The organism is Pedobacter sp. GW822-FHT03F06, assembly GCF_058801365.1.
Genome location: NZ_JBXANE010000005.1, coordinates 124,698 through 151,597 on the forward strand (window position 1 = coordinate 124,698; position 26,900 = coordinate 151,597).

The 26,900-nt window shown below is 36.3% G+C and carries 17 protein-coding genes and 1 tRNA gene; 6 read left to right on the forward strand and 12 right to left on the reverse strand.

The window, feature by feature from the left end; genetic code table 11:
- The first annotated feature begins 4 nt into the window (after positions 1–4).
- Both AC1RJ8_RS10290 and AC1RJ8_RS10295 read left to right on the forward strand, forming a co-directional pair.
- The gene (locus AC1RJ8_RS10290; RefSeq protein ID WP_492953730.1) at positions 5–4,609 is read left to right on the forward strand and encodes a hypothetical protein; all 4,605 of its coding nucleotides are present in this window, start codon (positions 5–7) and stop codon (positions 4,607–4,609) included.
- A gap of 75 nt (positions 4,610–4,684) precedes the next feature.
- On the forward strand, positions 4,685–5,155 hold the full coding sequence (locus AC1RJ8_RS10295) for a M23 family metallopeptidase (protein ID WP_492953731.1): 471 nt from the start codon (positions 4,685–4,687) through the stop codon (positions 5,153–5,155).
- Positions 5,156–5,483: 328 nt separating this feature from the next.
- Here the strand turns inward: AC1RJ8_RS10295 and AC1RJ8_RS10300 are convergent, their stop codons facing one another.
- The 5 genes from AC1RJ8_RS10300 to AC1RJ8_RS10320 form a co-directional block, all read right to left on the reverse strand.
- The gene (locus tag AC1RJ8_RS10300) at positions 5,484–6,095 is read right to left on the reverse strand and encodes a GIN domain-containing protein (RefSeq protein WP_492953732.1); all 612 of its coding nucleotides are present in this window, start codon (positions 6,093–6,095) and stop codon (positions 5,484–5,486) included.
- A gap of 814 nt (positions 6,096–6,909) precedes the next feature.
- On the reverse strand, positions 6,910–7,773 hold the full coding sequence (locus AC1RJ8_RS10305) for a thiopeptide-type bacteriocin biosynthesis protein (protein ID WP_492953733.1): 864 nt from the start codon (positions 7,771–7,773) through the stop codon (positions 6,910–6,912).
- Positions 7,757–9,925, reverse strand: a complete 2,169-nt coding sequence (locus tag AC1RJ8_RS10310; protein WP_492953734.1) for a lantibiotic dehydratase family protein — start codon at positions 9,923–9,925, stop codon at positions 7,757–7,759. The genes AC1RJ8_RS10305 and AC1RJ8_RS10310 overlap by 17 nt, the downstream gene beginning before the upstream one ends.
- Before the next feature lie 9 nt (positions 9,926–9,934).
- Positions 9,935–11,122, reverse strand: coding sequence for a lanthionine synthetase LanC family protein (locus AC1RJ8_RS10315; RefSeq protein ID WP_492953735.1), 1,188 nt, complete (start codon positions 11,120–11,122; stop codon positions 9,935–9,937).
- A gap of 122 nt (positions 11,123–11,244) precedes the next feature.
- Positions 11,245–11,571, reverse strand: a complete 327-nt coding sequence (locus AC1RJ8_RS10320; protein WP_492953736.1) for a hypothetical protein — start codon at positions 11,569–11,571, stop codon at positions 11,245–11,247.
- A 173-nt stretch (positions 11,572–11,744) separates the two neighbouring features.
- Here AC1RJ8_RS10320 and AC1RJ8_RS10325 point away from each other — a divergent pair, with 173 nt between their 5' ends.
- Positions 11,745–13,949, forward strand: a complete 2,205-nt coding sequence (locus tag AC1RJ8_RS10325; protein ID WP_492953737.1) for a peptidase domain-containing ABC transporter — start codon at positions 11,745–11,747, stop codon at positions 13,947–13,949.
- A gap of 48 nt (positions 13,950–13,997) precedes the next feature.
- On the forward strand, positions 13,998–15,338 hold the full coding sequence (locus tag AC1RJ8_RS10330) for an HlyD family secretion protein (RefSeq protein ID WP_492953738.1): 1,341 nt from the start codon (positions 13,998–14,000) through the stop codon (positions 15,336–15,338).
- A 170-nt stretch (positions 15,339–15,508) separates the two neighbouring features.
- Here the strand turns inward: AC1RJ8_RS10330 and AC1RJ8_RS10335 are convergent.
- A tRNA-Arg gene (locus AC1RJ8_RS10335) sits at positions 15,509–15,580 on the reverse strand.
- A 192-nt stretch (positions 15,581–15,772) separates the two neighbouring features.
- Positions 15,773–17,881, reverse strand: coding sequence for a methionine--tRNA ligase (gene metG / locus AC1RJ8_RS10340; RefSeq protein ID WP_492953739.1), 2,109 nt, complete (start codon positions 17,879–17,881; stop codon positions 15,773–15,775).
- Positions 17,882–17,921: 40 nt separating this feature from the next.
- Here metG and AC1RJ8_RS10345 point away from each other — a divergent pair, with 40 nt between their 5' ends.
- Positions 17,922–18,821: a S66 peptidase family protein gene (locus AC1RJ8_RS10345; RefSeq protein WP_492953937.1), complete on the forward strand. Its 900-nt coding sequence runs from the start codon at positions 17,922–17,924 to the stop codon at positions 18,819–18,821.
- Position 18,822: 1 nt separating this feature from the next.
- The gene (locus AC1RJ8_RS10350) at positions 18,823–19,230 is read left to right on the forward strand and encodes a DoxX family protein (RefSeq protein ID WP_492953740.1); all 408 of its coding nucleotides are present in this window, start codon (positions 18,823–18,825) and stop codon (positions 19,228–19,230) included.
- Between the two features lie 63 nt (positions 19,231–19,293).
- On the opposite strand, the gene AC1RJ8_RS10355 is transcribed toward AC1RJ8_RS10350, so the two are convergent.
- The 5 genes from AC1RJ8_RS10355 to AC1RJ8_RS10375 form a co-directional block, all read right to left on the reverse strand.
- Positions 19,294–19,743 (reverse strand): hypothetical protein, encoded by a 450-nt coding sequence (locus tag AC1RJ8_RS10355; protein WP_492953741.1) that lies wholly within the window; start codon positions 19,741–19,743, stop codon positions 19,294–19,296.
- Between the two features lie 8 nt (positions 19,744–19,751).
- The gene (locus AC1RJ8_RS10360) at positions 19,752–21,227 is read right to left on the reverse strand and encodes a SusD/RagB family nutrient-binding outer membrane lipoprotein (protein WP_492953742.1); all 1,476 of its coding nucleotides are present in this window, start codon (positions 21,225–21,227) and stop codon (positions 19,752–19,754) included.
- A 17-nt stretch (positions 21,228–21,244) separates the two neighbouring features.
- Positions 21,245–24,373 carry a SusC/RagA family TonB-linked outer membrane protein gene (locus AC1RJ8_RS10365; protein WP_492953743.1) on the reverse strand — a complete coding sequence of 1,043 codons (3,129 nt, stop codon included), beginning with the start codon at positions 24,371–24,373 and terminating at the stop codon, positions 21,245–21,247.
- A 490-nt stretch (positions 24,374–24,863) separates the two neighbouring features.
- On the reverse strand, positions 24,864–25,397 hold the full coding sequence (locus AC1RJ8_RS10370; protein WP_492953744.1) for a hypothetical protein: 534 nt from the start codon (positions 25,395–25,397) through the stop codon (positions 24,864–24,866).
- Between the two features lie 8 nt (positions 25,398–25,405).
- On the reverse strand, positions 25,406–26,893 hold the full coding sequence (locus AC1RJ8_RS10375; protein ID WP_492953745.1) for a RagB/SusD family nutrient uptake outer membrane protein: 1,488 nt from the start codon (positions 26,891–26,893) through the stop codon (positions 25,406–25,408).
- Positions 26,894–26,900: the final 7 nt, after the last annotated feature.

Here is a 26,900-nt window from a genome sequence, read left to right on the forward strand (position 1 = left end):
AAACATGGGTACAACGATATTTAACACTTTCATTATTCCAGGGGAAGTTAAAGATGGGAAATTTCAACTCTCACTATGTTTTGAACTGAATACGGATCATGATGTATTAACTGGCAAACAAACTAACGAAAAAGAGATTACAAGGTGGAAAGAAACTGTTCTTCAATTCCCTGAATTGGCCAGATTTATGCATAAAAATGGCCAGCTGATCTTTAAACAGGCAAAAGGCAAGGATATTCCGCTAATTGCAAGAAAACAGCTTGATGTTAACACGGCAAAGGATGCAGCAAAACTCTGGGCCGAATTTTTAGGTTACAATGAAGTAGCAAAGGATAGTTTCGTTCCTAGAAAGAAGGAAGTTGACCCGTTAAGGGTAGGTACAGCTAGTACGGATACACTTAGGGTTTTGCCGAGCCAACCATTGCCGTTGGTCATTGCTGCTTACCCTACAATTGCCCCAATAACCGAGGCGATGAAGAAGAACTTTTTAGCTTCGAAGGCAAATTTTCCAGAAAATGTAGATCGGGTAATGAACGGCATCGAATCGCACCCGCTTTTGGCGAGTTCAAAAATATTACCTAAATCGGTAATGGAGGGTATTGGAGCTGCATATCAGGCAGATATTGGCGCGAACGAGCTAAGGTTTATAGAACTGGGCAAAGCGGCAGATCTTTATAAGCATAATCAGATTACTAACTTGGCTCCCGAAGCACTGGCCAAGCTATCACCTGAAAATCAAAAAGCAATGCGGCTAATGATTGGTTTCCAGCGCATTGCAGCCACTATAATAAACGAACCTATTTATATTAAAGAAGCGGTACATAAACTTGGTGGGAATTTGGGGGTTCGTAGGTTTCTAACTACCCTTGTTGATTTTGAAATTCCAATATCAGAGTTTAACTCTAATGAACTAAGTGTAGAATTATCTTCAGCTAACAATACAAGCCCGTTCCATAAGTTAATTAACGATAATATAGACTTTCAATATAGAACAAAAATTGTAAAAGAACCTGGCCTTAATGCAATTCTACCAGCACCGATAGATGCCAAATACCAAAAATTTTATGCTGGTGCACTTGTAAAACTAGCAGATAAAGCTAGGATTGTTACACACGAATCAGAGAGTGTGGTACGTAATTATGCCCAGGCAAAGGACAGCATAAGGCAAAATCCTACGCTCGCAAACCTGAAGTTAGATTCGGCAACGTTTTTAAAATCGAAGGCAGCAATTGATCCTGATCTAAAATCTACTGAAAAAGTGGCTATCCAATCCAGTCAGATCATATTGAATACGCTTAATAAAGCAGCTGCAAAATTGAATAACCGCGTGGTTAACATACAGACCAAAGGACATCAGCTGGTTGTAACAGATGAAGAGTGGTTAAAATATGATCCAAATCAAACAACCAGACCAGCTACTGACATTTATGAGCACGATATATTAAATGGATTTGTTATTTATCAGCGTATTAAAGAGGATGGTAAGATTGTTTCAAACTGGCATTCTTTAAGCAGGGTTAAAGAATATTTTGGAGAAGCCTCAAAACTAAATAAGGTTTTTGAAAAAACCGATCTTGCAATCAATACCGACTCTTTTATAAATAGTTTAGTAGTAGACCCGGCTACAAATGATCCTCAACTGCAAGGTATTAATACCGGATTTCTATTTCATTTCGATGGTACAACCGTTAGCAGCCGAAATCCTTTAAAACATTATGAAAAGGAGCATGATGATGAACAAACCCAAAAAGATGAAGAAGTATTAGCCTTTGCAGAAAAAGTAAATGTCGCGCCACCAGAAAGAACCGCTTTGGTTATGGCAAATAAGAAGCTGATAGCTGAAGATTATTTTCCTTTTAAAAAGAAGGTAAATGCAAAGTATGTGTTAGCAAGAGACTTCATTTTCAAGTCGCAAAGCGAGGAGAAAACAGTGCCAAACCTAAAGTTTAGTGAAACAAGGACTTATGAATATGTAATGGCCATGCAGTACATAAATGGCTATTCACCCGTGGATGAGAATTGGCTTATTGAGCATACTACATCGCTAAATGGATATATTTCTGAACCCGCAAAATTCTTGCGCCACGAGCATATCAAAGATGTCATTGTTTCAATGAATGAAGATATTTTCCATCTTGGCACAAAAAAAACTAAACTACAGTATACCGGAGAAACGGTAAACGATCTGGTAATCCGTAAAGGAACGCTGCTTAACAATGACGAATGTATCCGTTTATTATCTCCACCACCCGTGCCTACCTTTCAAACCTATTTATGGTATGACTTTGAAAATAATGATCCCTTCGCCAAAAGTAGAAATCTTTCCTCTTTAGCACTATTCCCTTTTTATAACAAATATCAATGCGAATTAAAACCGGGCGATGAATTAAAAGGCAAAACCTGTAAACAGAACTGTGGCGCCTATTGTGGTGGAACTGCTCAACCTCCGGTTTACTCGGGTAAATTAAATTATCTGCCTGATCCTATCGTAAACGGCTTTAATTTTAAATTCTATTATGATAAAGATTGTACTCAGCGCGCCGATAACACGATTTATCCTGACACATTTTGCGAACTTAAAAAAGGTTTTTATCCTCAATTACAGCCTTGGACGGTTAAGCTGGTACGATCGAAACCTAAAGCAGCCTTTGTTGCCAAGGATTTAAAAACACAGGTGTTAACGATCTATGTACCTGAAGGAAAACAAATTTTCGCAGAATGCAGACCAACCTATAATAAAGATTTTGCTTGTTTTGAGCAAGCGCCAGTTCTGCTCAAAACTTTACAAGAGGAAATGGAAGGTGATATGACTGTAAATCCACTTCATTGCGGTGTAATCGTATTAAGTTTCACATCAGCTCTTCAGAAGCCACTTTTCGACCCAGAAATTTTGGATATAAGTTTTACCAAGTTCAAGAAAGGCACACCCAACCGCGCTGTAAATTCGGTAATAGCAAAAGTAGAGTTGAATTTTGAACACCTGAACCATTGGGGAGAGTTACAGGTTCAAGGTACACAACCAACAGGAGAGTTGGAATTATATGGCCTTTGGGATGATTATAGCTTAAATAAGCGTCAGGCTCAAAAAAGCATAGCGGAAAAGAAAAGCGAGGCGGCTACCGGAGGCTTTGTGTTTTTGGGTAAATATGAGTTCAAAAATCCTGAAGATGCTTCTTCGCCCCATCCGAGTAAAATAGGAGCTGATGAGATTGCTTCAAGCAACCTTAAAAACACCATAGTTTTCGAGTTTGAGCCCTCATTTCCGATACATTATTTCACGCCATCAGTTTTCAAGGTTCGCAATACTTCGAAATACATTTCGTATTTCGAAGATATTAATGCCATTGAGACGAACCAGATTGATAAAGCGTATTTTGGCCGGTGGTCAAAGGAAACAATTAAACCTGCAGCGGTTTTTAACCCTATCAGCTATTCGAAACCAGGTTTAGAAAACAAAGCGTGGGCTGGATATCTGTTCAATAATCTAAAACCAGAGATTCCTGTGGTAGAAAAGATTATACCCTTAATCGTTAGGGATGACCAAAAACTTACAGTAAGTTATTATGAGCGCTATCGGATTTACTATCATAACTCATTGATGGGGAAAGATGGCCGTTTGGGAATATTAATCAATGACGGCAAGTCTATTTATCAAGAACAATTGAAGGGCTATGTAAGCCATGCTGGAATAGATTCCGTAATGGACAATTTTGACGATCGTTTAGCCCTTTCTAACCATCAACTCGGCAGAGCGAATTTTAATGTTGACGCTAATATTTTAGAAGAACGTTATATTGAAAAATTTGATCCGAAGTTCGATGACTTTTATGCTTCTAAGGCAGAAATAATAGGACTGATCAGTTATACTCCTGATTATGATGCTAGTCAGGGGCTTTGGTATATCGATATTGAATTAAAGATCAATAATAAAGCGAAATTAGACCTTCACAGCCCTTTTGTACAATTTGGATTAGTTAATTATCAGCCGCGATCGGCGAACTATGCAATGCAAAGTGGGAGTGTGAATGATAACGCATCAGCTTATGCCGAAGATTTACGGGTATCCGATCCGGTAAAGGCTGATTTCTTCGCTATCAGGCCAAGAAGGAATTTCAAAAATCCATTTGTACTCTTCAAGCATAAGTCTGTTGATAGATTCTCTCTTTCCGGAGCCATTAGCAGCCTATATTTTAAAGATAATACTGCCAAAAAAGAGCTTAAATCTGAATTTGTGCTTTGTGTTCAAGAAGAAGGGAATAGCGACTTTTGGGAAGTTATTCCTTCTAAACTGTTTAAAAAGCAATATAAATTAGATGGAACAGATGTGGGAAGCGTAGCACAAGAAACCGAACTTCGTTACCATCCATTGTTAACTGGCCTGGATAAATTTCCGTTATCTTATACCGATCAGCGCTTTGAGGTGCAATTTGGTATCTGGTTTGAAAAAGTGCTGTTTGGGAAGCATAGAATTGTGATTTATGAAATTGAATGCCATAATAATTTAAAGTTAGCAGATCTGCCTCCACTACTGGTAAGTGGAGAAATTCAACATGTTTATGGCGTTAATGTTATCAATAACTATATTTTTTGGAGAGACGCTTCGGTTTAGCAGCGGTGCCAGGCACCAGAGTTGCTTTTATTTAATTGAGAGAAGAAACAGCAATAACCTTAAAAAACCATATATATGAAAAAAAGAAAAAAAGATGCTGTCCATAAAACTGGAGGAGGTTTTACAGCAGCCAAGGTTGGTTTAACCAAAATTACAGCCAAATTTGGAGAAGATAGGGATGGCTGCCCGCACAAGGGAACCGACTTTGGGAGTGGTGGTGTAGAAAAAGATTTTAAGGCCGGGGTAAGCGGTAAAGTAGTAGCTCCTATCGGTGGTGATTGGGGCACCATTACCATTAAGCCAGATCATGATTCAACAGTTACACTTCAGTACCTTCACTGTTCAAGTATTGCAGTAAAGGAAAAAGATAAGGTAACCAAAGATACCATATTGGGCAAAACCGGCAAAAAGGCGCCGGCAGGAACAAATATTACAGGTATCCATTTGCATCTTCAGGTATATAAAAATGAAGATCCTGCCGAAGCATGTTGGAACACTCCTGGCCGAAATTTTATTGATCCTGAAACTTGGGATACTGGCAGCTAAGCAACTATAAAGAGGCTGCGTATTTACACCGCCCTCAAAAAGTTAGACACTTATTTGGGGGCATTTTTATGAAAAAAGTTTTGAATTACTTAGTTAATGATCAAAAGCATATGCCGCGATGTTAATGCTCTTTTTATTCCAGTAAGCCAAAAGGTATATTCTAATTGAAGGAAAAACATTGTTTCTCATTACCTTAAGAATTTGACAGAAAGCGGTCAAATAATTGGTCTGTGCACTATGGAACCGATCCGAGAGAACCACATCAGTTTCGATAAATAACAAAAAAGCTGCCCGTTTGGGCAGCTTTAACTTATCTGATTTATATTCTCTATTTTGATAAAACCATTGCATTTTGTTCCGCTTCCATGATTGCTTGAGAAGCATGCGATGCTGATTTAAGACTGGCAAAGTCAGCTAATTTTACATTTTTCATGTTGCTTGCAATCATTGTACTTTCACCAGCAGTACCATTTAATTTTAATACCGCATCTTCCTTAACGATAGTATATAAACTGCCTGCTGTTGTTTTGATTTTCGCTGTAGCACTTTGGCTCAAAAATAACTGAAGGTATTTAACCTCGAAATTATTGCTGGTAACCACAACCGATTGTCCATAAGCTTCAATTCTTTCTAAATCTTTTACGGTAATGTTAAGTGTTACCTGACTTGTTTCCTCTGAATTGATGAATAAGGTTTTTCCATCAGTTGATACTGAGGTTTTTGTAGCGTCATAATTGCTGGTACCCTCTACGTTTTGTTTATCACCTTGTGTTAAGATCAGCTTCACGTTACCACTTACCCAGATCCTGTTGAACTTTGATAAAAAAGAAGTTTTTATTTCTGATTTAACTGGTTCAGCGGCAAAATTTGCCATGGCTGATGAAGTAAATACTACTGCTATTAATGCTGCTGCGAATATTGTTTTTGCTAGAGTTTTCATATCTTTTAGGTTTTGCTATTGTTTGTTATTAAGACGCAGCGATACATCAAACGTTGCAGGCAAAAACCCTGTATTATACCAGCACTAATAACCACTAGACCAACACCTGTAATTTCTAGACGAACTCTTTTCAACTATCTATACTAACCGGTATTAAATTCAGAGTTTGTGGTCATACTCGTCCTTCGCTGTCTGCTTTATTTTAAAAATATCGCGATGTTCATTTTAATAGTTTGTTCATGAAACATAAACAAAGTAATTTTTTGAATGCTCATAATTATACCCCATAGAGTATAATTATGAGCATTCCATTATCAACATTTGTAAAAACGCAGCGTAAGCTCGTTAAGCTCTCACAAAAAGAATTAGCATTTAAAGCGGGCGTTGGACATCGTTTTCTTCGGGAATTAGAACTGAGAAAAGGACCCTTAGACTAAATAAGGTAAATCAATTGCTTGAATTATTTGGCAAACAGGTTGGTTTAACAAATTTGGAGGATGAACATGTGGATTAGGTCTAAAGTATTGTTTCGGTACACACTTGCGGGACATTTGAAGAGATATGATATTGGTTATAGGTTTACTTATAACTCTAACTTAAAAGTATTTGTCGACCATTCATTCGGAATTGATTGCAATAATACGTTCGTCATAGTAATTGATAATATACCTGAAGTAAATGCAATTGAAAGTAGAGACATTTAATCCTTTCTCAATTTAGTGTTATTCTGATTCTTTTCGTGAAGAGTTTTAGGATTTATAATAAATTCTCTTGATACAAAAACTACAATATAAAATGTGAAGTTCCAAAATAATTATCTTCTTTTTTGTACGCTCTTATAAAGCGAAGACTTATAAAATATTTTAAGTAGTTCATAAATTACGAATTCATTCTTATTTGGATTACTAGGTAAAAACCTATTTAAAGACATGTGGATTATGTCTTTATAAACATCTTTTAAATCAGGCTCGTTCTTTATTTTTGTTAACTGTTTAATTTCTTGTAAATGATTTGTTAAGGTTGTTACAAATTGGATGGGTAGATTTAAGTTAGCTTCTGGTTCTTCACAGTATTTATAAATTTGTTTTTTATTTTTGGCATAAAATTCATTGATTTTACTGAACTCTTTTTTATCTGGACTAAATACTGCTAAGTAAGAATCTGCACATTTTTCCATTAGACCAAAACTATCCTGAATACTCAGATTAGCTAACTTAATATATAAGCTAACTAATGCTACTGATTTTAACCATCGGATATTAATATCTTTTTCAACTTCTAATAGGTGAAGGCAAGTCATTGAATCAATACAAAAAACTTGTTCAATTTTTGCTATAGTTTTTTTTCCGTAGCGAATTATCTCTTTTTCATATGTGTCAATTTGTATTGAAATAATGAGATTATTTATTCTTTTGTTTTTATCTACATTAACTAATAGAAGATCGATTATTTGATGATATAAGATATCCTTATAACAATGAAATCTAACTCTGATATGAAATCCATTTTCATCACGATATCTTATAAAAAAATATTTTTCAATTAATTTTTTAAGATTTAAAGTATTAATAAAATGGCGAAGAAATTTATTTAAAATTATCTCACAATTAATCTCATCACAATATATTTTGAAATAGACCCATCCATCCTGAAGAAAGAACTTAGTTTTTGGCGTCATTTTTAATTAAGGTTAAGACAACTTCTTGAAAATATGATTCTCTATTTAGATTTTTCATATTATCTTCTATAAATGCTTCTACAAGCATTATTTTTTTATGTTTTCTTAGTTCTGTCAACAATATGGAGATGTTCACTGGATTTTTCAGATTCAGTAATAACTTCTTATCACCTTCATTAAAATAAACAAACTGGGGTATGCCTTGAGATGCTAAGAAACTTTCGAGAGCGGATTCAACATTCGGAGTAAGTATTTCTTCTTCGGTAATTATCCAACGTGCTGGAGAAATTGTTATTTTATTAAACATCACTCGCGGCAGATAATTTACAGAGGAGAAAATTTCTGGCCAGTTAAAGCTATGCGCTGTCTGTAAATTGAGGTAGTTCTCATAATCGCATAAAAAACGGTATACTGGAACATTGGTATTATCATAAATATGGGCATTGCATAATCTAGGATGTATATTTTTATTCAATTTTTTTGAAAATAAAATAAGCTTATCATCTTTAATGCAGATATGTAGATCTTTAAGTTGAATAGTTTTTTCTGAAGATACACTTGTACTTGAAAATATTGGAATCTCATAATCTAGTATTGGTGCATGTTGAGTTACATTTCCCAGCCTGTCTTCAGGGAAAATTAAAATTTCCGCCTGAATACTGTGCTTTTCGTTAGCCTCATTAGCAATCTCAACTAAAAAATTATTTATTTTTTCATCAAGATGCCCATATCTTCCCATTAATTGAAGTGGAGTTTTACCACCTAGACCTTTCAAATAAACCAGTGGATCTTTCGAACCTGAATTGATTATTTCTGCCATAATGGTTAATTGTTTCGTTTTACAGTTTAATTTGCGCAAATGTTCTGGTAAGTCATTCACTGATAGTTGTATTGGAGTTTTATTTTCTTGGCCGCAAAATTCGATATACTTCTTAAATATTACTTCGTCGAACCAATCCCACTTAATAGCAGGCGTACGTACTTGTTTGTTTCGAAAGGTTATATTTTCGAACATATTATAGGGAACATTCTTTATTGAATCTTGTATTGGATAGCCTATTCCCGAACTTGCATCCAGCACTTCACACAATGGAATACCTGTATTACCGTAGATCTCTTTAAAATTAGTGATGAAACCACTCATCTGGTTTTGCAATAATCTATTTGGGAGCATGCAAAGGAAATTAACAGCTTTTTCAATATCTGCCTTAGTATCGCAAGAAATAGTATAGTCATCGTAATCCGTTACATAATCTAGCTGAAAATAATTTTTAACATTAATCTTCAGATTATCTTTTAGGTTGTTTTGAAGGTCTTCTAAAATTTCAACTTCGTCATTTTTCCTGCTGTTATAAGCTGTTAATATTTTATTGATTTTCGTTAGGAAGTCGATATCATTGTTAATAAGTTCATCTTCTAAATGCAATAATGTATTTGGTTTAGTAATACATGGATGGATGTTAGTAAAAAGTATCTTATTTTGAATCAAGGATCGAACATAGCCAATCACATCTTCTCGTTTTGCACCAATCTCCGAATAGAAATTTTCGATCTGATTATAGTCGGCCATTTTCTCGCACAACTTTATCAACTGATAGACGCCGGCATTGTCTTGTAATTGATTCAAAACGTATCGCCTTCGTTTATCTTTATTTTCATAATCAATATATTTATATCTTTTAGCAGTTTTATAAAATGTTGGATTACTATAGAATTTTAATTTATTTAAGATATTGTCATCATTTATTAGTAATTCGACTATTTGAAAAATAACTTCATTATCTAATTTTAATAAGGTTGATTTAATGGGATCACTTTTTTGATTAAAATTGTTTACGCAATCGCTACTAAAACGCCCCATATTTACACCACAAAAGTATCCGAATGGTATAGCTCTCGATGAAAATCTTGATGCATATTTAGCTAAGGTGTGCAAAGATTTTTTATTTATATCTTCCCCGTCAATCTTTTTAAGAACTTCATAGAACTCAGGAGAAGCAATAAATAATGCCTTTTTTGCGGTTTGATTGTTTGAAAAAAGGTTATGTATATTTTTATTATAATTGCCATTAAATAAATCATACCATGTAAATAAGGAGAAATATGGCCTTCTTACTAAAAAGGAATTTTTTAACGAATAATAATTCAACATAAATAATAACTAAAGTAATAACCACTTACTCCAAGAGTATTTTTTTTCTTCTGCTATTTCCAAGAGAACAAGAGCTATGCCTGCTACCCCCATCAACATGCCCGATTCGAATACATATCTTTGTTCATCACCTTTCCATGCCCTTATAGATGTAATATCATCTACAGCACCAATTTCCTTTAATGTAAAAGACATCCAGTATTCAGCAGCTACTTTAAATTCTTGCATGGCCGTGAATTCATAAAGTCTTTTGAAGAACAAAATTAATCCACTGGAACCATGGCATAAGCTAAGATCGACAATCTTAGTCGATTTAACGTCTGTTCTCGCAGCACAGGTTAAAAGCACTTCTAAACCTACAGCAACCATTTTTTCGTCAAAAAATGTGGTGCCAGCTTTCCAGAGACAGTAACCTACACCTAAGTCACCATAGCACCAAGCTAATCTGCTTTCTTGGCTCTCCGCAGCATCATTTTTTTGATTGTTGGGGTAATAGCTACCCACAGTTTTATAGTCTTGTTTTTTGTCTAAAAGGTAATTACAACAGCCGATGGCTAATTCCTTAAATGTTTCACCACTTTTAGGGTTTAATTCATATAACTTAACTAAGTATAGAACTATACTCGGCATTCCATGGGCAAGTCCAAAATTGTACGTTCCAGATTTATCAAGAAACAAAGATGGCCATTTAGAAAAAGTGCCCTCTTTTTCAACTGTTTTTAAAAAAAAAGATTTATTTAATTTAATAAATTCATCCGAATCACAGAAAAAAGAAAGGGATTGGCTAAGGCCTATAAATCCATAAAATAGGTCGTAATTTCCCTCTTCCAGGTATTTGTCATAGTAATTAAGAAACAAAGGTTTTAATGCTAAATAATCTGAAGAGTCAAGATCAATAAAGCCTTCTGTTTTAAGATGTGAAATAGTCCAGATAAGCCATTTTAGATTAGTAAAGGCATAATTTTCTGGCGCTTGATCATTTAAAGCATTAGATTCAAAGTCTAAAAGATCTATGCCTTTGTCATATATATATTCATCAGAACGATCGAACTGCTGATAATAAAAACAGAACAGACTTATGCCGCTCGCTCCATTAAAAATGCCTGTTTCTCTAAAGGTTTGTTGTAGAATAAAATTTCTGACGTTTGTGGTAAAATGAAGTATTTCCTGTTTTTGCTGCGGGGTGCACGAGATCATAAATTGGCGGGGTGGTGAAATAATGACTAAACCAATTCCCTAAAAAAGTAATTGATATAATTTCTGCCTATTGAAACGAAGCTTTGCCCCACTGGACAAGCTTCGTTCTATAAACTAATAAATTATCCACATCCGACACTTGTCGAAATGCAATTTGATTCTGAGGTATTGCACCCTGCAACAGTTGTTGTATTAGAGCCTGTGCAACCAGCAGCATAACTGGTTCCTGGGACACAAGATTGTGTTGGACAGTTACTACTAATAGTATACGGACCACCACCACCACAGTCGTCAGGACCAGTTACAACCGGATTTTCATCTACACAATTTGATGGGCAAGAAGTATTATATTCACTTGTTTCCCCTCCCCCGGCTATTGATTTTAATTGCCCATCTGTTAGGTATACAATAGCTTCCTTACTGATTTTAAAATTGAACTTTTTTTTCATATTATGGTTTAAGTTTAAGCGTTATTCATTTCATTCTTAAATACTAATATATTAAATCTGTAATCTTTCAATTAAGTAAAATTAAAAGTAGTAATTTTTTATTAATTTGATTGTAAGTTATAACTTATTTTATAGTTACTTTAGAAATGCATTTATTTTATTAAAATTAACAATTGAAAAAATTTCCGTTTTATAAACAACCTGATCAAATGGATTGTGGACCAACATGTCTACGTATGATTGCAAAGTACTTCGGGCGAAATTACAGTATCCAGAGATTAAGAGAACTTTCAGGCATTAATCGAGAAGGGGTTTCATTATTGGGTATAAGCAAAGCTGCTGAAAAAATAGGCTTTAGAACTCAGGGGGCAAAACTTATTTTGGAACAATTGATAAGTATCGAACTGCCAGTTATTTTGCATTGGAACCAAAATCACTTTGTAGTCTTATATAAAATTACAGAAAAAAGTTCGGAAAATAAGATTCATTTTCATATAGCAGATCCAGCAAAAGGATTAATCAAATTCACAAAGATTGAGTTTTTAAGGCATTGGCTAGGCATTAGTACAAATAGCACAGTTCATGGCATATGTTTGACAATAGAACCTAGTCCCGATTTTTACAATCAAGGTGGTGACCCTAATAAAAGTTTGGATTTAACCTACATATTAAGCTATTTAAAAAAATATAAACGGCTAATCCTACAGTTATTTCTAGGCTTAGGTGTAGGGAGTTTGTTGCAATTGATATTTCCTTTTCTTACGCAAGCGATAGTTGATATAGGTATTAATACAAGGAACTTAAATTTTATTTACATCATCTTGCTTGCCCAATCTGCGCTTTTTTTCGGTAGATTGAGTGTTGATTTTATCCGGTCTTGGATTTTATTGCATATTAGTGTACGCATTAATATATCCATCCTAACTGATTTTTTGATCAAGCTAATGAAATTGCCTATAAGTTTTTTCGAAACTAAAATGACTGGTGATATTATGCAACGCATGAGCGATCAAGGTAGAATACAAAATTTTTTAACCGGATCATCACTCAGTACGGTATTTTCATTGTTTAATCTGGTTGTTTTTGCATTTGTGCTCGCCTACTATAGTTTAAGTGTTTTTTTGATTTTTCTTATCAGTAGTATTTTATATAGCATTTTAGTAGTGTTTTTTCTTAGAAAGAGAAGAGAACTAGACTTTAAGCGATTTGATATCTCTTCTGAGAATCAGAGTAATGTGGTAGAGTTAATTGCAGGTATGCAAGAAATTAAACTAAATAACTGTGAGCAACAAAAACGCTGGGAATGGGAGCGAATACAGGCTAATTTGTTTAGATTTAGTGTTAAAAGCTTGGCATTGGGCCAGTATCAGCAGTTTTTTGCTTTTTTTATTAATGAGGGTAAAAATATACTCATTACTTTCTTGGTTGCGAAGTCTGTTGTAGATGGCCAACTTACCTTAGGCGGAATGATGGCCATACAGTATATTGTAGGACAGTTGAATAGTCCTATTGAACAGTTATTAACATTTTTTCAGGCTTTTCAGGATGCTAAGATTAGCTTAGAACGCTTAAATGAGATACATGAACTGGAAGATGAAGAATCTTTAAAAAAGCAATTTTTATTCGATTTACCCACTCACAAGAGTATTAAATTTAAGGCGGTAAGTTTTGCCTATCCTGGTGCTGGAAATGAACCTGTGTTGTCTAATCTGAATTTGGATATCCCAGAAGGGAAAATTACTGCTATTGTGGGCATGAGCGGAAGCGGTAAAACGACCATTTTAAAACTCCTACTTAGATTTTACGAAGCTCAAAAAGGAGAGATTAGAGTAGGGAATTCAAATTTAACTCAAATTGGCTATCGATTTTGGCGTGGACTATGTGGTGTGGTAATGCAGGATGGTTTTATATTTTCCGATACTATAGCTAAAAATATAGCAGTAGGAGATGAATACCCAGATATTGATAAGCTCATACACGCTATTAAAGTTGCAAATATCAGTGAATACATAGATGAATTGCCTTTGGGATTGCATACTAAAATAGGCACTGCAGGAAATGGAATTAGCCAAGGACAAAAACAACGTATACTGATTGCAAGAGCTGTTTATAAAAATCCAAAATACATTTTCTTCGACGAAGCCACTAACGCTTTAGATGCAAACAACGAAAAAGTAATTATGGGAAATTTGGAAGAATTTTTTAAGGGAAGGACCGTTGTGGTTGTAGCACACCGTTTGAGTACAGTAAAAAATGCAGATAATATTCTGGTCTTGGATAAAGGTGTAATTATTGAGCAAGGTACACATACAGAGCTTACCAAGAACTGTGGGAAATATTATCAGCTGGTAAAAAATCAACTGGAATTAGGAAATTAAAATATACACTAGCTATTTAAAAAGGAAGGGAAGTTTAAAATAAAAATTATGCTGATAGGACAGAAAATAATACAACCAATAGCCGAAAATTTAATAGTACACGAAAATAAAGCAGATGAAGATATCTTCGAACAGAACCATTCAGAAGAAGTTCAAGAAATTATAAATGCTGTCCCATCCTGGATTTTGAGTTGGGGAATAACATTAATATTTTTTGTTATTAGTGGGATTATTTTGCTCTCGGCAATTATTGAATATCCAGATGTCATAAAAACACCCTTGAAAATTAATTCTTTAAATTCCCCGAAACAGATAATTGCCAAACAGAGTTTAAAGTTAACGGCTTTATTGGTTAAAGATGGAGAAATTGTTAAGGTAAATCAGCCATTGGCTTATCTTGAAAGTACAGGAAAGCCAGAGGATATCCTCAAGCTCCGTACAATATTAAAGACCTTACAATCTGATTTAATCAGTAAAAAAAAAATAGAAATAAGTTTGCCGATCAATTTAAATCTCGGTGAAAATCAAAGTTTTTATCAAAGTTTTTATCAACAATATCTTCAATATCAATCCACTCAAAAGAACGGTTATTATTTAAATAAAATAGTCTTTTTACAAGAAGACTTGAAAGATATAAAATTACTTAAAAATCAGATTTTAAATCAAAAAAGAATTCAAGAATTAGAGTACGTTAATAACGAAAAAGAATATCAAGCCTATAAAAAATTATATGAAAAGAAGGTTATATCTAGAAGTGAATTTACACAGCAAGAAAATAGATACTTAGCCGCGAAATACCCGCTGCAACAAACAGAAACTTCAATTTTAAACAATGCTAATATCTTCAGCGCAAAAGAAAAAGAACTTTTAGATTTAAATCATACCATTTCAGAAGAACGAGCCAAATTTACGCAAGCATTAAATCAGTGTATAAATGAAACTGACGAATGGATTTTAAAACATATTTTAGTTTCACCCATTTCTGGTAGATTGAGCTATGCGGGGATTATTCAACAGAACCAGAATGTTCTTGCCAATCAAGAAGTTTTTATTGTAAATCCTGGTAATACAAATTTTTTCGGAGAAGTGCAGATTCCTCAATATAACATGGGGAAAATAAAAATTGGTGCAAGGACATTGGTGAAACTTAAAAGTTATCCTTTCGAACAATATGGCATGATCAGAGGGAATTTAACTTATATATCAGATGTTGCTTACCGAGACAGTGTTTTCATCGCTAAAGTAAGTCTTACTGAATTTGAAAATAAAGACTCTAAGCATAAAATTATGTTAAAGAATGGAATGTTAGCTGATGCTGAAATTATTACAGAAGAAAGTTCATTGTTGAAAAGATTTTTTAGAAGTTTTACGAAGCTTTTGAACGAATAGTTGTAAGCCTGTCATCCTTACCTAGCCAACATATTTTCATCATTCAATTCCTATAAGAAATTAACTATTCAGAATATTCAAAAATAAGTCTTAATGCGTTATAAAAACCAAAACAAAGTCTTGAAAATCAACGACTTGCACGACAATGTTCTGGTTTGAATCTAAGGAAGTGGTCCCGACGAGAATCGAACTCATATCTAAAGTTTAGGAAACTTCTATTCTATCCGTTGAACTACGGGACCATTTGTTGCGCAAATATAACAAAAGTTTTGTCGCAAGAGAATTCATTTTAACAAGCATTTATCTAAGGGAATTGTCTTTAAAAAATAAATTACAATAGCCACCCTTTAGGATTATTGCATAGGGCTATGCAATAAAAAAAGCCATTTGATTAATTTCAAATGGCTTATATTTTAATTACGGGCAGGCAAACGTTATCTAATTACACTACCCTCCGGAAACTTTTCTACAGGTGCAACAAAAGTGAGTTTGCCTTCGGCATTTTCGGCCATCAGAATCATTCCCTGTGATAAAATCCCTTTGATTTCGCGTGGGGCAAGATTTACGATTATACTTACCTGTTTACCAACAATATCTTCAGGTTTATAATATTCGGCGATGCCCGAAACCACTGTTCTTTCGTCAATACCTGTATTTACCGTTAATTTTAGCAGTTTTTTTGTTTTCTCTACCTTTTCGGCAGCAACAATGGTGGCTACACGGATATCCATTGCCGAGAAATCGTCAAACTGGATATTTTCTTTTGCCGGAACAGCAACTACATTGCTGGCTGCATTGCTGGCTTTGCTTTGGTTTAGTTTCTCAATCTGGAAATCGATCGCTGCATCTTCAATTTTATCAAACAAGAGTACAGCTTCGCCAATTTCGTGGCCACGTTTTAACAGGCTTACTGTACCCGCATCATCCCAGTCATGACCGCCATTTTGAAGCATCTTCATTAACTTTTCTGCTGTAAATGGCAAGAAAGGTTCAATCAGGATCTGAATATTGGCAGCTATTTGAAGCGCAATATTCAATATCGTTCTTACCCGGTCCTCATCCGTTTTAATAAGTTTCCACGGCTCAGTTTCGGCCAGGTATTTATTCCCTAAACGGGCAACATTCATCACTTCAGATAAGGCCTCTCTAAAGCGATAATTTTCGATAGACGCAGAGATTTTGGCAGGGTAGCCAGCCAGCTCATCAATAACAGCCTGATCTACAGCTGTAATTTCCATGCAGGTAGGCACTGAGCCACCGAAGTACTTGTGCGTAAGTACCACAACCCTATTCACGAAGTTACCCAGAATGGCCACCAATTCATTATTGTTTCTCGCCTGAAAATCTTTCCAGGTAAAATCGTTATCCTTGGTCTCGGGAGCTGTTGCGGTTAATACATAACGCAATACATCTTGTTTTCCTTCAAACTCTCTTAAATATTCGTTCAGCCAAACCGCCCAATTTTTAGAAGTTGATATTTTTTGGCCTTCTAAGTTTAAAAATTCGTTTGCCGGCACATTATCAGCCAGGGTATATTCGCCATGGGCCATTAACATTGCAGGAAAAATAATGCAGTGGAAAACGATATTATCTTTACCGATAAAGTGGACCAATTTGGTTTCGTCGCTTTTCCAGTATTCTTCCCAGCCACATTTATCATTTTCGTAGCTACTGATGTAATATTCTTCGGCTTTAGGGTTCCAAACATCAAGCTTGGCGTAGTTACAAAGCTCTTTGGTGGCAGAAATATAGCCAATAGGCGCATCGAACCACACATAAAGCACTTTACCTTCGGCATCGCGAAGCGGAACACGAACACCCCAATCTAAATCTCTGGTCATGGCCCTTGGCTGTAAGCCTGCATTTAACCAGCTTTGGCACTGGCCGTACACATTGGGCCGCCACTCTTTATGGCTTTCGATATAGGTACGTAAACGGTCTTCATATTTATCAAGCGGCAGAAACCAGTTTTTAGTTTCTTTTAAAATTGGTTTATCACCAGATAGGGTCGATTTCGGATTGATTAAATCGGTCGCATTAAGCGTAGAGCCACAGTTTTCGCACTGATCGCCATAAGCATTTTCATTACCACATTTTGGGCAGGTACCGGTAATGTAACGATCGGCTAAAAATTGTTTTGCAGTGGCATCGTAATATTGCTCGGTAACCTCTTCGGTAAAAACACCTTTATCGTAAAGGGTTTCGAAGAAATCGGCAGCGGTTTGGTGATGGGTAAGCGATGAGGTACGGTGATAGATATCGAAAGATACGCCGAATTCTTTAAAAGAATCGCCAATAATCTTATGGTACTTATCTACCACTTCCTGAGGCGTTATGCCTTCTCTTTTGGCTTTTAAAGTAATGGGCACACCATTTTCGTCAGATCCACAGATGAATTTTACATCGCGTTTATTCGACCTTAAATAACGGGCATAAATATCTGCAGGGATGTAAACACCAGCCAGGTGCCCAATATGAACTGGCCCATTGGTATATGGAAGCGCTGCAGTTACGGTATATCTTTTAATTTTACTATTATCCAAAACAATTTTTATTAATTTGGCAAAGATAAGTGTTTTGAAGATGATTAAGCAGCCCCCGTATTTAAAAAAAGGAGATAAGATTGCCCTGGTATGTCCGGCAAAGAAATTACCCAAACCTATAGACCATGCCATAGCACGATTAGAAAGCTGGGGCTTGGAGGTTATTGTGGGTGAAAGTGTATACGCCAGTCACCACCAGTTTGCAGGGACTGATGCTTTAAGAGCCAAAGACATTCAGCGTTTTTTAGATGATCCCGCTATAAAAGCCATTATTTCGGGCCGTGGCGGTTATGGTACCATCAGAATTATTGATGACCTGGACTTTACAGAATTTAACAGGAACCCTAAATGGTTTGTAGGTTTCAGCGATATTACCGTATTATTATCACACCTGATTGCGCAATGCAATACCCAATGTATGCACGCGCAAATGCCCTATACTTTTGATGAATCTACCACAGAAGCTTTAATTTCATTACAGCAGGCTTTGTTTGGCGAAAAACAGACCTATTCTTACCAAAGCGCCTTTAAAAATAGGGCAGGAGAGGCGACCGGGGTTTTGATTGGTGGCAATTTAACTTTGCTTACCATGGTACAGGGCTCGGTTTCGGAAATGGATTTTACCGATAAAATTCTCTTTTTGGAAGATGTTGGCGAACAAGAATACGGTATAGACCGCATGTTGCGTATGCTGAAAAGGGCGGGTAAGCTAAAAGCCTTAAAGGGTTTGATTATTGGCGCCTTTACTGAAATTGAAGAAGAAAAGATTTCTTTTGGGCAAACAGCTGATGAGGTAATTTGGGATATTGTTAAGGACTACGATTTTCCAGTCTGCTTTAATTTTCCAACAGGACATATCGATAACAACCTCAGTATGGTTTTAGGTGCTGAGGTGAACTTAAAAATAGAAACAAATAACGTTCAATTTAAATATTTATAGGATGGCAATTTTAGATAATTTAGGAAAATACCGCAATACAGGCTTGTTATTGCTGCGCATTGGTTTAGGCATAATGTTTATTATCCATGGTTTCCCGAAACTTGCAGGCGGCCCAAACGGCTGGACTGGTTTAGGAGGAAGTATGAAAGTAATCGGCATAGACTTTTTACCTATATTTTGGGGTTTTATGGCGGCCGCTACCGAAACTTTTGGTGGTTTCCTTTTAATTGTAGGATTGTTTTTCCGTCCGGCGTTAATTTTATTAATCTTTACGATGATTATAGCAGCGCTGGTTCATTTTGGTAAAGGAGATGGATTAGGCGGTGCCAGTCATGCAATAGAATTGGGCATTGTATTTTTCGGACTGATTTTTATTGGGCCGGGCAAATATAGTGTGGATAAGAAATAAGCTTAAATTCCTTCAATTTAAAAAGAAAAGCCTGGAAATTTCCAAGCCTTTCTTTTTAACAAATTATCCGGTAATGTTAATGGTAAAAAAGCGTTTTACCGTCTGCCCATTTCCGAGGGTGGCTGTAACGGTTAAAACAACTGCACCACTTGTACCCGAGGTTGGGAGCGGGGCATCAGCCGCACCACGTAAATCTTTTACGAGTTTAGTAAAAGTGTAAGAACCGCCACTTACTGTAGCTGTACCCAGGTTGTTAATAACTGTTCCTGTTGGTGTAGTAAATGAAAGTGTTTTGATATCTCCACTATAGGTAATCGCAATACTTACGGTGCCTGTTCCCTTCGTGGTAGGAGTAGCACTGGCATAACTTGAGTAGGTACCCGATACCGTATTTAAGTTACCATCAAAAGTAATGGTAGCAGTTGTATCAAGTGTTTCAGGTTGCTTTGGATCTTTTTTGCATGAGGCCAAGCCTAAAATTGATGCAAATAATATGATTAAAATTCTTTTCATAGTTATAATTATTTATCCCAAAATACAGATTTTACAAATACTGAAGGTCGGGCCGGTGTGTTAGGATTGTAGCTTCTTTCGTTGAATGAGTATGGCAATATACGCGGAATGGCTGTTGCAGGAGACACTGGTGATAGTGCAGGAAATCCCGTTCTTCTCCAGTCTGTCCAAGGCTCTATGGCAACCCCAAAGTTGGCCACAAATTTTTCTTCAATAATTTTTTGCAGGGCATTGCCTGTTGCCAATGTTCCATTTGTTGAAGCCAGATAAGTAGCTAAACCAGCGGTTACAGCCGCAGCTTCTGTTCCATCTGAAAACTCAATTGCACTTGCAAATGAAGCGGTTATACCTGCTTTATAATAGGTATCTGCTGTGATTAAATCATTTCCCCCATTTGTTCTGGCAAAATATTCCGCTAAAATCTGATTTTGCTCAGCATAAGTTAACATTCTTATTGGTGCCTCACCTGAATATGCCCCTGCTGAAAGTTTCCCTCTAAGATAGGTGCTCATGCGCGAAAAAGCAGTACTTACCACTACATCACCATTGCCATTCGTGGCGCCAACATATGCAGTTCCCAGTAAGGTAAAAAATGAATTTCTTCTACTATCGCTCTTGGCATTCATGATATCAACCAATGTTTTACTCGGAAAAAACTGGTTTGGTCTTGATCCTTCAAATTGATGAATAGGGTTGGTTTGATTGGCAGAAGTTAAAAAGCGCATCTGAAAATTGTCGGTATTTGCCCTTAACAGTTTATTCGCAGCCAATATAGCGGTAATACCTGTTTTAGCTTTTGTTGCGTCTGCAGCTGTTCCATTGGCAGAAAAGTAGTGGATATACATTCTTAATTTTAAAGCATTTCCAAAACGTTCCCATTTATCCATGTCGCCGCCATAAAATAGATCATCGGTTGTAGGCGCCAGTAAAGATGCCTTTTTAATATCTGCAATGCCCTCATCAATTAAACTAAACAGATTATCATATATGGTTGAAGATCCATCAAACTTGGGTTTTAAATTCGCTTCATAACCAATGGCTTCTGAATATGGAAGATCTCCAAAAGCATCAACATGGGTTTGATAAATATAGGCCTTTACCAACTCTGCAACACCGGCATATTTTGGGCTTGTTGCTTTGGTTTTTTCGATCACTTTCTGCAAATCAGCTAAAGTACCTGCAAAAGTAGCTTCCCAGGTATTATTGATATCACCCTCGCCAACAGCATATTTATCATATTGCGTTGGTTGTGCCGAACCACCGCCCTGCGCAGCAAACTGCTGTACCCATAAGGCAGTAAAACGATGTATATCGGAGCCCATTGTAAACCCCAGCCTACCCTCCGCCGCTGGCAAAACCAAACTGGCATCAGGATCTTTTAATCGTGTAGGATCATCATTAATGTCTACAAATTTCTTGCACGAGCTCAGCCCTGTCATGGCTAATGCCAATCCAAAAACTATTTTCTTTATATTAATTTTCATATTTAAACTCTCCTAAACTAAAATGATAATTTTAAAAATCCACCATAGGTTCTTGTTTGAGGCTGGCCGTTATATTCTATACCTTGCCCGTTACCAACACCTAAAAGGTTATTCTCTGGATCTAAGTGAGGGAAATTAGGCGCATACATCAAAAGATTTCTTCCCGTTAACCCAACATTAATTCCTTTTATAAAGCTCAGTTTATTTAATAGCTTGCTCGGAATACGGTACGATAGTGTAGCTTCGCGTAGCCTGATCCAGGAACCATCAAAAACTGCATATTGTTGCGCTGCTGAAGAGTATAAGTCGCTATAATATTGTTCGGCGGTAATTAATGTGTTATTTGGCGTACCATCAGCATATACTGCATTGTGCGTATATAAACGATCTCTGTTGCCGGTTTCGGCTGCAACACCGTATCTTCTCAAGTCGGTAATTGTTCTCGAATAAATATCACCACCATAACGGATATCTGCAAATAAACTTAACGATAGGCCTTTATAAGAGAATGTAGTATTTACACCACCTGTCCATTTGGGATTTGGATCACCAATTGGCTGCAATTCTGCGGTATTGATCTGGCCAGAGCTCAACCTACCGTTCGCATCCACAACATCCTTCCCATTAAGTTTTTTAAATACCTGGCCAAACAGGGTGCCATATTGATAACCAGTAACAATACGGCCCTGTGGATTGGTAAAACCACCGTTACCGATAAAAGGTACACCAGGCGCTAACTCTACTACTTCGTTTCTTCCTTTAGTAAAGTTTACAGATAAATCCCATATAAAATCAGTAGATTTTACCGGCGTTCCACTGATCAATAACTCAATACCATGAGCTTTTAAGGTTCCGGCATTAAGCAAAGTACTGCTAAAACCAGAAGAAGGTGCACTGGGAACAGAAAATATAATGTCGGTGCTTTTTGTGCTATAATAAGCAACATCGATACTCAACCTGTCTTTTAAAAACTTTGCTTCTAAACCAATTTCTTTAGAAGCCGTAAATTCTGGTTTAATATTAATGTTACCGGCTGCATTTGAAAAAGTTTGACCATTTACCCCATTAAATGGAAAGATTAAATTTGGCCCAAAACCATCAGAAGGGCCTGCAGTACCAAAATAGGTACCAGTACTGTAAACTGGAGCTTCTCTACCTACTTTTGCATAGTTAGCCCTGATTTTTAAATAAGTTATTATATCATTCTGTTTTAACTCAGGAAAAGCCTCTGTTGCAATGAAACTGGCATCAACCTTAGGATAAAAATAACTTCTTTTATCTGGAGCAAATGTTGAAGAAACATCTCTACGTCCTGTAAACGACAGATACGCAAAAGATTTATAATCTAAACTAATATCGGCATATACCCCAACAAGGCTTTGTTCTGTTACAGCTTGAAACGGAACATAAGTTAAGGTATTAGAGATATTGTAATTATGTGCTGCCTGTATACCGTTACCAGTTACCTGCAATTGATCTGTTCTTCTGTAGTTAATCTCATTACCCAATAAAAATCTGGCGCCGAAGTCTTTTAAAAACCTTTTGTTGGCGACTAAATTGAAATAAGAACTTACCTCGCGCCTGTTGGTGGTGTTGTCAATAATAGACCCGGCCCTGCTAGCTGATTGGTTATTGTTAGATGATTTCTCATTAATTGTCTTCGATACATTTGTATACTGATCAATACCGATTTTGTAATTGGCACTTAACCAATCAGCTATTTTATAATCTAAACCCACATTACCAATGGCGCGGTCTATTTTTTGTTTAAACAGAATATATTTGATAGACCATAAAGGATTATCTGTTCCTAAAATATTGTAGTAAGTATAACCTGCATTGGGAACACGACTTGTTGGTATATTATTTAAACCTGCAGCAGTTTCATATGGATAATTTGCAAGGTTATATGTTCTGGGCAACGTCATACCATCAAATAAAGGATTAGACCTTGCATTACCGGTAGGAGTACCCACAGAGTTATTATGGATGTACTGAATTGAAGAACTAATGGTTAAATTTTTACTCAATTGTGTACTTGCATTAACGGTAAAGTTATTTTTAGCCAGAGTGTTGTTATCGATATATCCACTTTCTTTAAAATTTCCATAATTAAAGTAGTAAGCTGTTTTTTCGGTACCACCAGAAAAAGTTACATTGTTCTGTAAGTTAAAACCTCCTTTAAATATATCCTTAACATTATCTGGATAAGCGGTAAGGGTTTCCGGATTACCGAGATAATTGGTAACTGTTTGTCCGGTTATCTTTGTTCCCCACGACATTTGGGAAAAAGAATCGTACAATCCATTGGTTCCCTGTGAGTATTCGTTCTGATAATCTGGCAAACGGTTAACCTCTATGTAATTGTAGTTACTGCTTAATTCAACTCTTCCGGCCTGCCCTTTGCTTCCTTTTTTAGTAGTTACAATTACTGCCCCTGCAACAGCTCTTGAACCATACAGCACTGCAGCAGCAGGTCCTTTTAAAATGGTTACTGATTCGATATCATCCTGATTTAGATCAATACCCCTGTTTGAGTTGGTACTTCCTGTATTAACACTCTGGCCTCCTCCGCCATTATCAATCGGAATACCATCCAGTACCCATAACGGTTGGTTCGATCCGGTAAAGGTTGTGGCTTGCCTGATATTGATATTTGATGATGCACCTGTTGCACCACCTGTTGATAAGATTTTTACACCAGCTACTTTACCAGCCAATGCATTAACCACGTTGGTTGAGCGGCCAGCGGTTAATTTTGAGGCATCAATGGTGGTAGCAGCATAACCTAACGATTTAGCTTCTCTTTTTTGGCCTAATGCCGTTACCACAACTTCTGATAGAGACTTTGAATCTGTTTCTAAAGATGCATTTACAACGCTACCTCTAATAGCGATTTCTTGTGTGGAATAGCCTACTGAAGAAAAAATTAGCACTTTGGCTTCGGCACTTACCTTGATGGAAAATTTACCTGCAGCATTTGTAGAGACGCCAGAGTTTGATGCGTCTTTAATTCTTACACTTACGCCCGGAAGAGGTAGTCCATCTTCCTGGGCCGTAACTGTTCCAGTGATTGTTCGATCTTGCGCTATTGCTGAGGTGGCAATAAATAGCAATATGAACAAACTTTGTAGAAGTTTTTTCATAAAAATAATTTAGTTTAGTTAATAATAATCCAATATATGATTTAGTATTTTGTAATGCAAATTTTACACTTTTAATATTTACATTATTCACTCAAAAATCAAAGTACCCTTAAAAACAGATTAGCTTCATTAGTCAGTTAACCTTTTTTTTTGTGAAAAATTAAAGAAATAATATTTGTTAGTTGAATGATAAAATGTGCTATCGTAATTTACAACTGTGGTGCTTATATCAATTGTAATTTGATTTGACAATTGAACCGGAAAGGGTTTTGTAATCTAAGCATAAGACTGGTCCGCAATGCAAATTTACAGAAACAAAATATTATTATCCTTTTCCCTCTGATAGTATCAAATATGAAAAGCCATTTTACAAAATATTCAATTATTGTTCTGCATTTTTTACACTAAAAACGACCTATAACAGAAGAAGCCGTCTCATAAATTAATTATGAGGCGGCTTCTTTTCACTTAGTAAATTAATTAGCGAACTCTACCTTCTTAACGTAATGAAGAACTTACTAAAATTAGGGTTTGGGTTAACCGTACCATTGCTTAACAAATCAATCATCACAGTTCTCTGATCTCCAACAGTTGTTAGGCTATTGGGTATCATATTTAGCCTAATATAAGTCGAGGACGTGTTAGGCTCAAAAGTTACCTTTCTTGTTCCGGCAGGAATAAAAGCATAATGCGTTCCTTCAACTGCGGTACTCGTGCTCCTTACAGCAAAGTTAAACTCGATTGGTGATGCGCTTTGGGGGCCTACAAGCTGAACCAACACACTATCAGTACCACGTGTATTTAACATTACGGTTCTTGTAGAGTCTGTTTGTGTTCCAGCTGCAGTTGAAACTCCCTTTGCTATTAGTACGCCGGAATTTTGACCAAGTGTAAAATTCTTTACCTCCACAACTGTAGGTCCTTTATACATTAAAGCCGTTTCCGATTTCTCAGGAAGGCACCCTACTAATGTTGTTCCTAGAACAAACGCGCAAACAGGGTAAATGATATATTTTTTTAGCATAACTTTTTTTAATAATTTGGGTTTTGCGGCAATGCCGGATTTAAAGAAATTTCGCCAGTTGGTATAGGTGCAAGCAATCTATAATCGGTATATAATACCGGTAAAGCAGAACTTGCCTGAGCCGGTTTGGTAATTGTTTTGCCCAGACGCTTCAGGTCGAACCATCTATGACCTTCGAAGAATAATTCTCTTCTTCTCTCATCTTGGATATAATCTAAAATTGCAGAGGTTACTGGAACCCCAACAATAGTTGCATTACGGCTTGAACGTAACTGAACAACAAGGGCCGCTGCCTCAGGATAAAGTGACTGATTGGCTAATGCTTCTGCTTTCATCAATAAAACATCTGCATATCTCATCACTTTAACATTATCCGTGTAAGCACCATTTGAACCTGGATATTTATTGGCCCAACGAAAAATAGTTGCATTAGTTGATGTTCTAGAGTTAAAGAGCAATGCTTTTCTATCGTCTGCTGTTTCAATCAATGCATTCAGTTCATTTGATACTGTTTGACCAGCAAAGGTAGCTAAGTTACTTGCATTTGTACCAGTTGGTTGAGTATAAGTGAACAAGCCATCATTACTTCCCGTAACTCCAACAACCTCAACAGATTGTACGTAATTAATCTCAAATAATGATTCTGGATGAGGAACTTTTTTAAAATCGTTAGCTGCATTTCCAGCTCCAGAAAGTTTAGCAAAAGCAATAGTTGTTGAAAGGGCCTTATCAAACTCTTGAACTGCCGCAGCATCTTTCCCTCCCCAGTACAGGTAAACCTTACCAAGAAGTGCGTGAGCGAAACTTTCTGTAATCCTATAAGGGTTTGTCGGAACAGAGGCACCTAGGCTAGCGAATGTAGTAATCGCAGTCTGCAAATCCTTTTCAATATTGGTATACACTTCCAAAACTGTAGCCCGAGGTTTCAAATCGGCTTCTCCTACCAGCTTTGTAGGTAATAACCTTAATACAGCGCTTTTATTAAAGTTGGCATTTGTTCCGGTAGTGGGTATCCGATTCGGTTCATAACCATAAATTCTTGCGATATCAAAATATATCATTCCTCTTAGGGCATAAGCTTCAGCTTTTACCCTGGTCCTCAAAGCTGCTTTGCTGGTCGGTACATCAGTTAAACCATCAATACCTGCAATAATGTTGTTCAGCTCATTAATAGCAGAATACGCATTTCCCCAAATATTATAATGTGCATTTCTGTTATTCAGGTTTTGTCCGTCATATCTACTCCCCGAAACGGCTGTTGCTGTAAATATATTATCAGCCAAAGCATCACCCATCAGTGCCATATCTCTACCATAATAGCCGTATGCCTGTAATCTATCATAAACAGAAATCAAAACAGTCTGATATCCGTCTACATCCTTTAACGCAACCTCGGGCGTAACCGAGTTTTGAGGTTCTATCTCTACAATTTTCTTGCATGCTGTTATAGCAATTAACATTACTCCAACAGCATATATATATAGTTTATTTTTCATTTCTATT